This is a genomic window from Streptomyces sp. TSRI0107 (assembly GCF_001905845.1).
In the GTDB taxonomy this organism is placed as follows: Bacteria; Actinomycetota; Actinomycetes; order Streptomycetales; family Streptomycetaceae; genus Streptomyces.
The window spans coordinates 75,901-89,103 of sequence record NZ_LIVZ01000008.1 but is presented as its reverse complement, the minus strand read 5'-3'; the positions used below and the strand labels follow the sequence as shown (position 1 = coordinate 89,103).

Annotated in this window: 13 protein-coding genes; 10 read left to right on the top strand and 3 right to left on the bottom strand. The window is 73.6% G+C overall.

The window, feature by feature from the left end; all coding sequences use genetic code 11:
• Positions 1-81 precede the first annotated feature (81 nt).
• Both AMK31_RS23000 and AMK31_RS22995 read right to left on the bottom strand, forming a co-directional pair.
• Complete coding sequence (locus tag AMK31_RS23000; protein WP_073942510.1) at positions 82-261, bottom strand: hypothetical protein; 180 nt, start codon at positions 259-261, stop codon at positions 82-84.
• 35 nt (positions 262-296) lie between these two features.
• Entirely contained in the window at positions 297-1,226 is a 930-nt protein-coding gene (locus tag AMK31_RS22995; RefSeq protein WP_079186915.1) for a GNAT family N-acetyltransferase, read from the bottom strand.
• 244 nt (positions 1,227-1,470) lie between these two features.
• Here AMK31_RS22995 and AMK31_RS22985 point away from each other — a divergent pair, with 244 nt between their 5' ends.
• From AMK31_RS22985 to AMK31_RS22945, 10 genes are all read left to right on the top strand, one after another.
• Positions 1,471-1,650 carry a hypothetical protein gene (locus tag AMK31_RS22985; protein WP_073942508.1) on the top strand — a complete coding sequence of 60 codons (180 nt, stop codon included), beginning with the start codon at positions 1,471-1,473 and terminating at the stop codon, positions 1,648-1,650.
• Between the two features lie 125 nt (positions 1,651-1,775).
• Positions 1,776-3,023, top strand: coding sequence for an LLM class flavin-dependent oxidoreductase (locus AMK31_RS22980; RefSeq protein ID WP_198948554.1), 1,248 nt, complete (start codon positions 1,776-1,778; stop codon positions 3,021-3,023).
• Between the two features lie 159 nt (positions 3,024-3,182).
• Positions 3,183-4,472 carry a PQQ-dependent sugar dehydrogenase gene (locus AMK31_RS22975; RefSeq protein ID WP_198948553.1) on the top strand — a complete coding sequence of 430 codons (1,290 nt, stop codon included), beginning with the start codon at positions 3,183-3,185 and terminating at the stop codon, positions 4,470-4,472.
• A 58-nt stretch (positions 4,473-4,530) separates the two neighbouring features.
• Positions 4,531-5,694, top strand: coding sequence for an inositol-3-phosphate synthase (locus AMK31_RS22970; protein ID WP_073942506.1), 1,164 nt, complete (start codon positions 4,531-4,533; stop codon positions 5,692-5,694).
• The gene (locus AMK31_RS22965; RefSeq protein ID WP_073942505.1) at positions 5,691-6,611 is read left to right on the top strand and encodes an SCO3242 family prenyltransferase; all 921 of its coding nucleotides are present in this window, start codon (positions 5,691-5,693) and stop codon (positions 6,609-6,611) included. Before AMK31_RS22970 ends, AMK31_RS22965 begins: the two co-directional genes overlap by 4 nt.
• Positions 6,608-7,474: a sugar phosphate isomerase/epimerase family protein gene (locus AMK31_RS41070; protein WP_198948552.1), complete on the top strand. Its 867-nt coding sequence runs from the start codon at positions 6,608-6,610 to the stop codon at positions 7,472-7,474. Before AMK31_RS22965 ends, AMK31_RS41070 begins: the two co-directional genes overlap by 4 nt.
• A 2-nt stretch (positions 7,475-7,476) precedes the next feature.
• Positions 7,477-8,106 (top strand): EboA domain-containing protein, encoded by a 630-nt coding sequence (locus tag AMK31_RS41065; RefSeq protein WP_198948551.1) that lies wholly within the window; start codon positions 7,477-7,479, stop codon positions 8,104-8,106.
• The gene (locus AMK31_RS22955) at positions 8,103-8,963 is read left to right on the top strand and encodes a TatD family hydrolase (protein ID WP_073942504.1); all 861 of its coding nucleotides are present in this window, start codon (positions 8,103-8,105) and stop codon (positions 8,961-8,963) included. Before AMK31_RS41065 ends, AMK31_RS22955 begins: the two co-directional genes overlap by 4 nt.
• Entirely contained in the window at positions 8,960-10,063 is a 1,104-nt protein-coding gene (gene eboE, locus AMK31_RS22950; protein WP_079186904.1) for a metabolite traffic protein EboE, read from the top strand. Before AMK31_RS22955 ends, eboE begins: the two co-directional genes overlap by 4 nt.
• Positions 10,060-11,460 (top strand): alkaline phosphatase family protein, encoded by a 1,401-nt coding sequence (locus tag AMK31_RS22945; RefSeq protein ID WP_073942503.1) that lies wholly within the window; start codon positions 10,060-10,062, stop codon positions 11,458-11,460. Before eboE ends, AMK31_RS22945 begins: the two co-directional genes overlap by 4 nt.
• Before the next feature lie 76 nt (positions 11,461-11,536).
• Here the strand turns inward: AMK31_RS22945 and AMK31_RS22940 are convergent, their stop codons facing one another.
• On the bottom strand, positions 11,537-13,132 hold the full coding sequence (locus AMK31_RS22940; RefSeq protein WP_073942502.1) for an outer membrane protein assembly factor BamB family protein: 1,596 nt from the start codon (positions 13,130-13,132) through the stop codon (positions 11,537-11,539).
• Between the last annotated feature and the right edge of the window lie 71 nt (positions 13,133-13,203).

Genomic DNA, 13,203 nt, shown 5'->3' with positions numbered 1-13,203 from the left:
GGAAGTCGGAAGTTTCCCGTCAGGGGAGGTTCTCAGTCCAGGCATTTACGGCGGACTGGCGAGAACCGGACAGCGCTGCGTTCAGCGGACGCGGCGGACGTGTCCGATGGTGAGCTTGCGGTACTCGGTGTGGTCGTCGTCGCGGTTCAGGGCCTGCACGAAGGCGGCGGACCCGTGATCAAGGTCCGCAGCCGCGCGCCGTCGACGACAGGCGTCACCCACCAGGATGGGTCCGACCAGGTTCACGGGTTCCGACAGCACCGGGCCTTCCGGGCCGGCCGAGCGCGGCGGTGGTCTCAGCGCCAGTCGTCGATCACATACGCGTCGGCGTGGCTGTATCCGGGTTCGTTGGGCCTGTGCATGGTCACGCCCTGCAACCAGGTGCGGAAACCGCGGTCGATCATGCGCCGGTAGGCATCCGGGCGCCCCAGGTTCACTCCGGCATCCAACTCACCCAGTCCGCGCTCGGCGGCCAGCCGCTCGCACGCGTCGAGCAGTCGCTCGAACCGGTCAGCGGCCTCCGGACCTGGACGTACTGCGCCGAATTTGACGAAGCACACGTCGGTGCCCGCCTCCGACCCGGCTCCGCAGTGGCAGACGGCCAGGCCATCGAGCTCCGACCCGGCACCATGGAGCAGGATGGTGTCACCGAGTCCCTGCGCGTGCACGGCCACGATCTCGCGTTCCAGGCTCAGGCCCTCGTACACGGCACCGGTCAGTGCGCGACAGTGGCTCAGCGCGTCAGGCCGCTCGGCGGCGGGCAGTTCGCCGTAGAGCACCCGGCCGGGGACCGCGGCACCGCCTGCGACCTGCTTCTTCATGATGGCTGTGAGGAATCGGGGCCAGAAACCGTACCGGCGGTAGAGCTCAAGATGCTTGGCACTGTGCGAGAAGGTGAACAGGCCGAGGTGGCGGTTCCCCCAGGCGTCGAAGCAGTCCATGACCGGCTCCATCAGACGCCTGCCGATGCCCTGGTCCCACAGATCCGGACGCACGGTCAGCGGGCCGAAACAACCGACGCTGCCCCAGTTGGTGGCGAAGTTCGATCCAACGAGCTCGCCCTCGACCGTCGCCGCGAACGCCGCACGCGGATCTGCCGCCCAGCGGGTGCGGACGTAGTCGACGGTCCCGAAGGGCTCGGGGACCCCGAGGAACGTCCCGAAGGCCGTCCTGCAGATCTCATCGGCCCGGTCCAGGTCCGGCTCACTCAGCGGGCGGACTGACACCGGGGCCGCGCTGGTCTTGCGCTCCGCTGCTGGTGGGGCCATCGCTCTCTCCTTCCCGCCCCCGTTCCATCGCACCACGGCGGTGCCGCGCAGGCGAGGCGAACGGTCCGGCGACATACCCGAGGATCGAGGACCCGGCCGGTCTGTCCTGCCTTTCCGCGGGAACCGCGGCGGGCAGCCGGCGCCGGCGTCGTGGACTTCTCGAAGGCCCCGCCGGTGCGCAAGGTGCCGGGTCCCGAGGACGATGGCGGACGCGGTCTCACGCTCGTGGCGACGCCGGCGCGGCGTCGTCGTGGACGTGCGCGGCGGTGTCACACGGGTGCTGCGGCCGGAGTGCGGGCCGGACCGGTGGACGTCACGGCAGCCGGAGCGGCTGCGGGTGATCAAGACCCGTGAGGAGGGGCTGCGGGACCGCGGCGCTTGACGCGTGCAGCGGCAGAAGCCCCGGCGCGGTGGTGTTTCGTCTGCCGCGGCGTCGTCGTGTCGCGACCGTGTGTGCGACTCACCGGACGCCCGCCGTGACGTGAAGTCCCCTGGGCAATATGGAAGATGGCCGGTCCCCACCGCGCGGATAAATTGAGGCACGTCCAGGACGGTCCTTACTGCGAACAGAGGGGCGTTGGCGGAATGAGCCAGATCGGCGACGACTCGGAAAACGTCAAGTTCATCTACTGGGACAACCTCACCTACGCGCCGCCGGGTTCCACGGACCCGGAGAAGTGGGACGCCGGACTCGGGGCCCACCTTTACGAGACCTATCTCGACCACTGTGTCGAGGCGGAGCGGCTCGGCTATGCCGGGCTCAGCATGCCGGAACATTTCGGCCCGTCCTCACTGGTCACGCATCCGAACATCATGCTGGCCGCGCTCGCCGCGCGGACGAAGAGGGCGCGGATCATCTCGGGGGTGAACCTGGCCCTGCTGCACAATCCGCTGCACCTGGCGGAGCAGTTCGCCATGATCGACGTGCTGTCCGGCGGGCGGCTGGAGGTGGGCCTGGGCCGGCGCGGTGACCGGGCCGCGTTCGAGCACGCGGCCGACCTCATCGACGGGGTCCTCAACGGAATCGACCACCCGGTGCCGAAGGCCGACCTGACGCCGGCGCTGGCGCCCTTCGCGCAGGAGCTGGAGACCGCCAGGGTCACCGTGTGGCCCCGGCCCGTCCAGCCGCGGGTGCCGCTGTGGGTGGCGGCGGAGACGGACGGGTCCCTCGCCACCGCGGCCCGCCGCGGCTGGAACGTGTTCACGGGACTCAACCTCGACCCGGCCGCCGGCGGAATGTCGAAGGTGAGCGTGGAGGAAATGGTCACGCGCCTGCACCGGTATTTCGAGATCGGGCAGGAGAACGGGCACGAATTGTCCATGTCGAATGTCGCGGCGAGCTGCTTCACCGTCATCGCGGACACCGATATGGAAGCCGCCGAGCTCGTGCGCGACGGTTTCGCCTCGCACGTCGCCGCCGCGGGCGGGCATCTGGCACGGCTGGCCGGGGCGGCTCCCGCCGAGGGCGCGCTGGAAACGCTCGCGAAGGAGGGCGACACCGGCGTGCAAGGGGTGTTCGAGGCTCCCGCGGATTCCTACCTGAGGAATCCGTTCGCGCTCGTCGGGTCGCCCGAGACGGTCAAGGCGAAGCTGGACGCGCTGGTGTCCGCCGGGTTCAAGCGGTTCGTGCTGCTGTGCGGTGGCGTCGGCAACACGCATGAGATCGGCTGGCAGTCGGCGACCGCCATGGCCCGGGACGTGGCACCCGACCTGTTCTCCGCCGCGAAGTCCGGCCTGGACGAGGTGGCCGCCTGACCGGTGCGCCGGCCCGCGGATTCCGTCCCGCCGCCCGGGCGTTCGAGCACGCCGGGTGCGGGCGGTCTCCCGGGTGAGGCCGTGCCGGCCCGCTTTTCCCGCGAATCTCTGATTTCCGCCGATCGCCGCCGTCCGGGCGCACCCTCTGGAGGAGCCTTCGTGTCTGCACCGACCGCAGTGGCCGACGGGCTGGACTTCCCGACCAGCCTCGCCTTCGACAACGACGACGGAGTGTACGTGGCCGAGTCGGGGCTGCCGTTCGGGGGCGCCGCGCCGGGCGGCCGGATCTGGCGCCTGGGCACCGACGGCACCGACCGCCGGCTCGTCGCCGACCGGCTGGCCCAGCCGGTGACCGGGCTGCTGTGGCACGAGGGCTTCCTGTACGTGTCCGAGGGCGGTGCCGGGCGGATCACCCGGATCGGCCCCGACCGGCGGCGCACCGTGATCGTCGACGGCCTGCCCGGTCCCGGCAACTACCACGTCGGCATGGCCGTCGTGGGCCCCGACGAGAAGCTGTACTTCGCCCAGGGAGCGATGTCCAACCTGGGGATCATCGGGCTGGACGCCTACGAGCTGGGCTGGCTGGGCCGGCTCCCGCACTCGTACGACCTGCCCGGTCTGGACGTGGAGCTGACCGGCGTCAACGTCACCACCCGCGACCCGCTGAGCGGCGCCCCCGACGGGCAGGCCGTCACCGGCGCGTTCGTGCCGTTCGGCACCGCCACCCGGCCCGGTCAGCGGATCGAGGCGGCGCTGCCCTGCACCGCCTCCGTCATGCGCTGCGACCTGGACGGCGGAAACCTGGAGCTGGTGGCCTGGGGCATCCGCAACGCCTTCGGGCTCGGGTTCCTGCCGGACGGCCGGCTGCTCGCGGTGGACCAGGGCGCGGACGACCGGGGCAGCCGGCCCATCGGCAACGCGCCCGACCTGCTGCTCGAGGTGCGTGAGGGCGCCTGGTACGGCTGGCCGGACTTCGTCGGCGGGATCCCGGTGACCGACCCGCGGTTCAAGCCGGAGCGCGGCCCCCAGCCGACGTTCCTGCTCGCCCATCACGACCGGCTGCCGCGTCCGGAGCGTCCCGTGCTCGACTTCGAGGCGCACGTCGCGGCGACCAAGTTCGCCGTGGCGCCGCCGAGTTCGCCGCTCGCCGGGCAGCTGGTGGTGACGCTGTTCGGGGACGAGGCCCCGATGACGCTCCCGCCGGGCGGGCCGAAGCTCGGCCGGCATCTGCTGATGGTCGACCCGGACGGCTGGTCCACCCGCGGTCTGCCGGACGAGCCCGACCTGCACCGGCCGATCGACGTCGGGTTCGCGCCCGGCGATCCGGCGCTGTTCGTCCTCGACTTCGGCGCGTTCGAGATGTCCGACCACGGGGTCGAGGCCAAGGCGGGCACCGGCCGGCTGCTGCGCTGGGACGGCTGGGACCGGCCCTCCCGCACCGGCGGCTGAGCCGGCCCGCGGGCTTCGGGACGTCATCGCTCACCCGGTTGTGAAAGGGAGTCGCACGATGAAAGGCAGAAGCGGTCTGTGGCTGATCGGCGGCAGGGGCTCGGTGGCCACCACCGCCGTCTGCGGCCTCGCCGCGCTGAGGGCGGGGCTGTCCCCGGCCACCGGATCCGTCAGCGAGCGTCTCGACCCGGACCCGGCCGTCTTCCCCGGCTGGTCCGAGCTGGTCGTCGGCGGCCACGACATATCCCGCACCCCGCTGCGCAAGCGGGCCGAAGACCTGGCCGCCGCCGGTGTGCTGCCGGCCCGGCTGCCGGCGGCGGTCGCCGACGAGCTGGAGGCCGCCGACCGCGAGATACGGCCGGGCTACGACGGAGTCGACGGGCCCGCCCGCCAGATCGACGCCGTCGAACGCCTCTCCTCCGACATCGCGGAGTTCCGGCGCGCCCACGCCCTCGACCGGGTCGTGGTCGTCAACGTCTCCAGCACCGAACCCCCTGTCCGCCCGCTGCCCGAGCACGCCGACCCGGCCGCCCTGGACCGCGCGCTCGCCGCTCCCGGCCGGCGGGTGCTGCCGCCCAGCGCGCTGGCGGCCTACGCGGCCTTCTCGGCCGGCTGTCCCTATGTCGACTTCACGCCCTCCCCCGGGCTGCGCCTCCCCGCCGTCGTCGAACTGGCGAACCGCCGGAACCTGCCGTACGCGGGCAGCGACGGGAAGACCGGCGAGACCCTGCTGCGCAGCGCGCTGGCGCCGATGTTCGTGGCCCGCGGGCTGCACGTCCGGTCGTGGGCGGGCACCAACCTGCTGGGCGGCGGCGACGGCGCGAACCTCGCCCTGGAGGGCCGTGCGGCGGGGAAGCTGGCCGCCAAGTCCCGGGGGCTTCAGGCGCTGCTCGGCGGCAAGGCGGACGCGCCGCTGCACATCGACTACGTGCCCGACCTCGGGGAACGCAAGGTGGCCTGGGACCACGTCTCCTTCGAGGGCTTCCTCGGCACCCGGATGAGCCTCCAGCTGACCTGGCAGGGCCACGACTCGGCGCTGGCGGCACCGCTGGTCCTGGACCTCGCCCGGCTCGTGGCGGGCGCGCACGCGGCCGGTGAGTCCGGGCCGCTGGGGGCGCTGGCCTTCTTCTTCAAGGACCCGGTCGGCAGCGACGAGCACCGGCTCGCCGAGCAGGAACGTGACCTGGTGGCCTGGGTGCGGCGCCTCGCGGTGTCCCGGTGAGCGCTCGGGCACGGCCCGGGCCGCCGGGCCGGGTCCGCCGGCCGTCCGACTGGCTGGAGCTGGTCCGGGCGCCCGCCGCCCTCACCGTGCTCGGTGACGCGGTGGCCGGGGCCGCCGCCGCGGGGCGTCCGCTGCGCGGGCGGCGGCTGGCGCTGCCGCTCGCCTCCGCCACGCTGTACTGGTCGGGCATGGCCCTCAACGACTGGGCCGACCGCGAGGTGGACAGGGCCGAGCGGCCCGAGCGGCCCGTCCCGTCGGGCCGGATCACGCCGGGGGCGGCCCTCGCCGGGGCCGCCCTGCTCAGTGGCGCCGGGCTCGCCCTGGCCGCCTTCGCCGGCGGGGCGGACGCGCTGCGCGTCGCGGTGCCGCTGACCGCGGCGATCTGGGCGTACGACACCGTGCTCAAGCCGACCCGGGCCGCGCCGCTGGGCATGGCGGCCTGCCGCGCGCTCGACGTCCTGCTCGGCGCCGGGGCCGGGCGCGGGCCGTCCGCGCGGACACCGGCGCTGGCGATGGCGGCCCACACGTTCGGGGTGACGGCGCTCTCCCGGGGCGAGGTCCACGGCGGGCGCCGCGCCGACGTCCGGGTGGCGCTGACCACGACGCTGCTCTCCGCGGCCCTGGCCTGCGGCGGACGCGCGTCCTCCGCCCGGCACCGGACCGCGTCCGTGCTGTGCGCCCTCGTCCACACGGGCACCACGGCCACCGCTCAGCTCGCGGCGGCCCGTGCCCGGCCCTCCGCCGACGGCCCGGTCGAAGCCGCTGCCGTACGGACCGCCACGGTGGCCGGGATCCACGGGATGGTGCCGCTCCAGGCCGCGCTGGCCGCGCGGTCCGGCTCGCTCGGCGCCGCCGCGCTGGTGCTGGGCGTCCTGCCCCTCGTCCGGCGGCTGTCCTCGGTACGGAGTCCGACATGAACTCGTTCGACCTGGGTTACGGAACCAACGGTTTCTCGAACCACCGGCTGCACGACGCGGTACGGGTCATCGCCGACCTCGGGTACACCGCGATCGGCCTCACCCTCGACCATCATCACCTCGACCCCTTCGCGCCCGGCCTGGCCCGCGCCACCGACCGGCTCGCGGCGCTGCTGTCGTCGCTGGACCTGCGCTGTGTGGTGGAGACGGGCGCCCGCTATCTGCTCGACCCGTCCCGCAAGCACCACCCCACGCTGGTCTCGGAGCAGGCCGGGCCGCGGATCGACTTCCTGCGGCGCGCCGTGCGGATCGCCCAGTCCCTGGACGCCTCCTGCGTGTCCTTCTGGTCCGGCGTGGGCGAACCGGGCGTGCCGGGGCCGGACAACCGCCGCCGGATGATCCGGCATCTGGAGCCGGTCCTGGCCGAGGCGGGGCGGCGCGGTGTCCGGCTCGCCCTGGAGCCGGAACCCGGCATGGTCGTCCAGCGGCTCGACGAGGCGCTGGAGCTGCGCCGGGCGCTCGGCGAGCCGGAGCCGCTGGGCGTCACCCTGGACGTGGGGCACTGCGTCGCGGTGGAGCCGGCCGACGCGGCGGAGTGCGTGCGCCGGGCCGGGCCGCTGCTGTTCAACGTGCAGCTGGACGACATGCTGCCGGGTGTGCACGAGCACCTGGAGTTCGGGCGGGGCGAGCTGGACCTCGCCGGCACGCTGGCCGCCCTGGACGGGATCGGCTACCGCGGCGTCGCCGCCGTCGAGCTGCCCCGGCACAGCCATGCCGCGCCCCTGGTCGCCGCCGACGCCATGGCGGCACTGCGCCGGGCCCGCGACGGGGCGCCGGTGCCGTCCGCGAGGGGAGCGCGCTGACCATGGACTCACTACGGGACGACCGGCTCGCGGCCGCGGAGCGCCGCGTCCGGGAGCGGCCCTCCGCCATCCACGAGGAGTTCCCGCTGGCGGGCCGGCCGGCCGTGCGGCACGGCGCCGGCCCCGACGCGTTGGTCCTCGGCACCGACGACGATCGGGCCCGGGCCCGGCTGCTGACGGTGCTGGCCGAGGTGCTGCCGGAAGGGGAGCTGGCGAGCGAGACGGAGCGGCTCTACCGGCACGGGGACGACGCCGAGCGGCGCGGGGTGCTGCGCGCCCTGCCGGTGCTGCCCGCCTCGTCGGTCCGGCTCGGGCTGACGCTGGTCGCGGACGGCCTGCGCAGCAACGACCCGCGGCTGGTCGCGGCGGCGATGGGACCGTTCGCCGCCGCGCATCTGGACCAGCCGGCGTGGCGGCACGGCGTGCTGAAGTGCCTGTTCGCCGGGGTGCCGCTGGCGGCGGTGGCGGACCTGGAGCGGCGGGCCGACGCCGAGCTGCTGCGGATGGCCCACGACCTGGCCGAGGAACGCCGGGCCGCCGGGCGGGAGATCGGCCCCGACCTGCGGGCGCTGCTCGGTGTCGCCGTACCGCCCGCCCCGGTGCCGTCGCGAGGAGAGGACGACCCCCGATGAGGATCTTCGATCCGCACATCCACATGACCTCCAGGACCACCGACGACTACGAGAACATGCGCGCGGCCGGTGTGCGGGCCGTGGTGGAACCCGCGTTCTGGCTCGGCCAGCCCCGCACCGGGCCGACGTCGTTCACCGACTACTTCGACGGCCTGATCGGCTGGGAGCGCTTCCGGGCCGCGCAGTTCGGCATCAGCCACAACTGCGCGATCGCCCTGAACCCGAAGGAGGCCAACGACCCGCGCTGCGCGGAGGTGCTGGACCTGCTGCCGCGCTACCTCGGCAAGAACGGCGTGGTCGCGGTCGGGGAGATCGGCTACGACTCGATGACCGCGGCGGAGGACGAGGCCTTCACCCGCCAGCTGGCCCTCGCCGCCGAGCGGTCGCTGCCGGTCCTGGTGCACACCCCGCACCGGGACAAGCGGGTCGGCACCCGCCGCAGCCTGGACGTGGTGCGGGAGTCCGGGATCGATCCGGGCGCGGTGCTGATGGACCACCTCAACGAGGTCACGGTGCGGATGGTCGCCGACTCGGGCTGCTGGATGGGTTTCTCCATCTATCCCGAGACGAAGATGGACGAGCACCGCATGGTCGCGGTGCTCGAGGAGTACGGCACGGACCGGATGCTGGTGAACTCGGCGGCCGACTGGGGCCGTTCGGATCCGCTCAAGACCCACCGGGTCGGTCTGGCGATGCTGGCGGCCGGGTTCGGCGAGGCCGACGTCGACCGGGTGCTCTGGCGCAACCCGGTCGAGTTCTACGGGCAGAGCGGGCGGCTGATCCTCGACGTGGAGCGGGACGACGGCACGGGGGCGGCCCTGTACGAGGGCAACTCGGTGCTGCGGGGCCAGTCGTGACGCGGCTGTGCTACTGCACCAACGTCCACCCCGCCGAGGACGTGGCCGGTGTGCTCCGTCAGCTCGACACCCATGCGGTCGCGGTGCGCGAACGGCTCGGGCTCGACCGGCTCGGCCTCGGGCTGTGGCTGGCGGCGGAGGCCGCCGCGGAACTGGCCGCCGACCCGGCCGCGCTGCGCCGGCTGCGCGCCGAGCTGGACGCCCGGGGCCTGGCGGTGCTGACCCTCAACGCGTTCCCCTACGGCGGCTTCCACCAGGAAGTCGTCAAGCACACCGTGTACCGCCCGGACTGGACCGATCCGGCCCGGGCCCGCTACACCGCCGACTGCGCGCACGTGCTGGCCGGGCTGCTGCCCGACGACGCCGGCGGCGGGAGCCTGTCCACGCTGCCGCTCGGCTGGCGCACCCCCTGGCCGCCCGCCGCCGACCGGGCCGCCGAGTCGGCGCTGCGGTGGACCGCGGGCGAGCTGCGCAAGGCGTCCGCGCAGGCCGGGCGTCCGCTGCGGCTCGCGGTCGAGCCGGAGCCGGGCTGCGTCCTCGACACCGTCGCGGACGCCGTGCGCTGGCTCGCGCCCCGGGTGGACCCCGAGGTCGTCGGGATCTGCCTGGACACGGCGCATCTGGCGGTCTCCTTCGCCGACCCGGAACAGGCCGTCGCCTCGATCGAGCGCGCCGGCCTCGCCGTCGTCAAGGTCCAGGCGTCCGCGGCCCTGCACGTCGACGACCCCCGCGACCCGCAGGCCCGCCGGCTGCTCGCCGGGTACGCCGAGCCCCGGTACCTCCACCAGGTGCGGGAGCTCGGCGACGAGGGCCGGGTGCTCGCCGCCGACGACCTTCCGCAGGCGCTGGACGAGCTGCCCGGCCGGGGCCCGTGGCGGGTGCACTTCCACATCCCGCTGCACGCCGCGCCCGCGCCTCCGCTGCGGAGCACCACCGAGGTGCTGCGCCGGGCCGTGGCGGCGGTACGGGAGCCGGCCGTGGTCGAGGTGGAGACGTACACCTGGCAGGTGCTGCCGGACGGATCCGACCCCGTGGACGGGATCGCCGCCGAACTCGCCTGGGCGCGGCGCGAGCTGCCGATCGGAGGGCAGGGGACATGAGGCCCGTGGTGCTCCTGGACGTGGTCGGGCTGACGCCGCGTCTGCTGCCGTACATGCCGAACCTCTCCCGCCTCGCGGCGCGGGGCGGGTCCGCGCCGCTGCGCACCGTCCTGCCCGCCGTGACGTGCAGCGTCCAGTCCACGCTGCTCACCGGGCGGCTGCCCGCCGGGCACGGCGTCGTCGGCAACGGCTGGTACTTCCGCGAGCTGGGCGAGGTCCACCTGTGGCGGCAGCACAACCGGCTGGTCCAGGGCCCGAAGCTGTGGGAGACCGCCCGCGCCGCGCGTCCCGGCTACCGCGCGGCCAACGTCTGCTGGTGGTACGCCATGGGCGCCTCCACCGACGTACTGGTGACCCCGCGCCCCGTCTACCACGCCGACGGACGCAAGTCGCCCGACTGCTACACCCGGCCGCCCGCGCTGCACGACCGGCTCACCGCGGAGCTGGGCCCGTTTCCGCTGTTCCGGTACTGGGGGCCGACCGCCGGGCTGGCCTCCAGCCGGTGGATCATCGCGGCCGCCCGCCGCATCCTGCGCACCGAGCGCCCGGACCTGCTGCTGGTCTACGTGCCGCATCTGGACTACGACCTCCAGCGCTTCGGCCCGCACTCCCCGCAGGCCGCGGCCGCCGCCCGCGCCGTCGACGCGGAACTCGCGCCGCTGCTGGAACAGGCCGACGAGGAGGGCGCCGCCGTGGTCGCGCTGAGCGAGTACGGCATCACCCCGGTCGACCGCCCGGTGGACGTCAACCGCGCGCTGCGCCGCGACGGCTGGCTGGAGGTGTACGAGCAGGCGGGGATGGAGTACCTCGACCCGTGGGCGTCGCGGGCGTTCGCCGTGGCCGACCACCAGACCGCGCACGTGTACGTCGCCGACGACGCCGACGTGCCGAAGGTGCGCGACCTGCTCACCCGGCTGCCCGGCGTGGCCGAGGTGCTGGGCCGCGCGGAGCAGGCGGCGTACGGGCTGGACCATCCCCGCTCCGGTGAGCTGGTCGTGGTCGCCGAGCCGGACTCCTGGTTCACCTACTACTACTGGCTGGACGACGCCCGGGCACCCGACTTCGCCCGCTCGGTCGAGATCCACCGCAAGCCGGGCTACGACCCGGCGGAACTGTTCTTCGACCCGGCGGACCGGCTGGTCAAGGCGAAGGCTGCGCTCGGTCTGGCCCGTAAGAAGCTGGGCCTGCGCTACACCATGAACGCGGTGCCGCTGGACCCGTCCTGTGTCCGCGGGTCGCACGGACGCCTCCCGGACTCGCCGTCCGACGGTCCCGTGGTGCTCTGCTCCGAAGCGGACTGGCGGCCCGAGCTGACGTCCGCCGGCGAGGTCCGCGCGGTCGACGTGGCGGACCTGGTGCTGCGCCTCCAGGGACTGCCGTCCGCGGCTCGCGAGTGAACTCACCCGCCTCCTAGAAGAAGTCGAGCGTCCGCACCGGTCGGTGCGGACGCTCACTCGTGCTCTGGGCGGGCGCTCAGTCCAGCGAGTAGGCGATGAGTTCGGGCCGCGCGTCCTCGGAGTCACCGGCGACGCCCGCGCCCACCAGGAGCGTGTCGCCGCTGATGGCGGGGAAGGAGTTGATGCCGGCCGACGCGGTCGTCCGCCACAGGGTGGCGCCGGTGCGGGTGTCGAAGGCGAAGATCTGCCCGTCGTAGGTGCTGCAGAAGACCACGTCGTTGGCGACGGTCGCGGCGCCGAGCGGCATCTGCGGCAGATCGGCCTTCCAGCGCACCTCGCCGGTCCTCGTGTCGAGCGCCGCGAGTCCGCCGCGGCCCCCGTCCGTGCCCGGATAGGTCATGCCACCGGTGGCGCTCATCTCGGCCGGCAGGTCGACCCAGGGCACGAAGACCCGTCCCCGCGCGGCGGCCATCGGTGTCTCGACCCCGCCGAGGACGCCCGGATAGATGGTGACCGGTTCGTCCGGCAGCGGGCCCACGTCGTTCTGGTGGATGCCGAGCGAACGGGTCCACAGCGGCTTGCCGTCGTCGGCGCGGTAGGCGAAGACCTTGCCCATCTTGCCCGCCGTGATCACGACCTCGGTCTTCACGCCCCGGACCGGGACGGTGGTGACGATGGGCGAGATCTGGAGGTCGTAGTCGCGTATGTCGTGCGGCAGGGCCTGCTGGTACCAGAGCAGCTTCCCGGTGCGGGCGTCCAGGGCCACCAGGGAGTTGGTGTACAGGTTGGGGCCCGGCCGGCTGGAGCCGTTGGGGTACTCGGGTGTGCCGGGCATGGGCGCCGGGTTGCCGACGGCCAGGAAGATCCGGCCCTTCTTGTCGATGGCGGGCGGGAACCACAGGCCGCCGCCGGAGTTGATCTCCGGGTGGCCCCACAGGTCGCCGTCCTTGACGGTGTTGAAGCTCCACTTGGGTTCGCCGGTGGCGATGTCGAGGGCCCAGACGACGCCCATCGTGCCGGCCACGTACTCGCCGAAGGTCGACGGGACGGTGCTGACCACGACGGTGTCGCCGTAGACCTGGGGGGCGACGTCGATGCCGCCCTTGCCGGCGTCGATCAGCTTCCTCGTCCACAGGGTGCGGCCGGTCCGCGCGTCCAGGGCGAAGGCGCTGGTGAAGGTGGTGCCGAGGAGCACTCCGTCGCGGTAGGCGACGCCGTTCGGGCCGACGTTGGGATCGTCGAACTCGCGCTTCCAGCGGACCTTGCCGGTCTCCTTGTCGACCGCGTAGATGTTCGAGTTGAGGTCGATGGCGTAGACCGTCGAGCCCACCACGATCGGGTTGGAGGCCATCAGGCCGGCGAAGGTGGGGTTGCCCTTCAGCGGCAGCCGCCACTTCACCTTCAGATCGTCGACGTTCTTGGAGTTGATCGGGGTCCGGGTGGTGGCCCGGGTGTTGGAGAGGTCGCCGTTGGCGATGGGCCAGTCGGTCGCCCGCCCGTGCCGGGACGAGGCCGGCGGTTCCTCCGCCTGCGCCCCGGCGCTCTGCGGACCGGTGTATCCCGATCCGACGAGCAGGGCGAGGACGGCCAGCCCGGTCAGGGTGATCCGGCCTCCCGCGATCTGTCTGCCCCGGCGGGTCCCGCGGGCGCCTTTGTCTGTGTTGGCTGTCAAGCCGGCCTCATTTCCGCCCGGTGCCGGTCCGTGGATCCGGGCTGGTCGAAGTGCTCTTGCGTCCCGGGTGG

Coding starts and splice junctions, on each gene's coding strand:
- AMK31_RS22985 (WP_073942508.1), top strand. CDS start 1,471: ATGGCGGACGCGGTCTCACGCTCGTGGCGACGCCGGCGCGGCGTCGTC.
- AMK31_RS22980 (WP_198948554.1), top strand. CDS start 1,776: ATGGCCGGTCCCCACCGCGCGGATAAATTGAGGCACGTCCAGGACGGT.
- AMK31_RS22970 (WP_073942506.1), top strand. CDS start 4,531: ATGAAAGGCAGAAGCGGTCTGTGGCTGATCGGCGGCAGGGGCTCGGTG.
- AMK31_RS41070 (WP_198948552.1), top strand. CDS start 6,608: ATGAACTCGTTCGACCTGGGTTACGGAACCAACGGTTTCTCGAACCAC.
- AMK31_RS41065 (WP_198948551.1), top strand. CDS start 7,477: ATGGACTCACTACGGGACGACCGGCTCGCGGCCGCGGAGCGCCGCGTC.
- AMK31_RS22955 (WP_073942504.1), top strand. CDS start 8,103: ATGAGGATCTTCGATCCGCACATCCACATGACCTCCAGGACCACCGAC.
- AMK31_RS22945 (WP_073942503.1), top strand. CDS start 10,060: ATGAGGCCCGTGGTGCTCCTGGACGTGGTCGGGCTGACGCCGCGTCTG.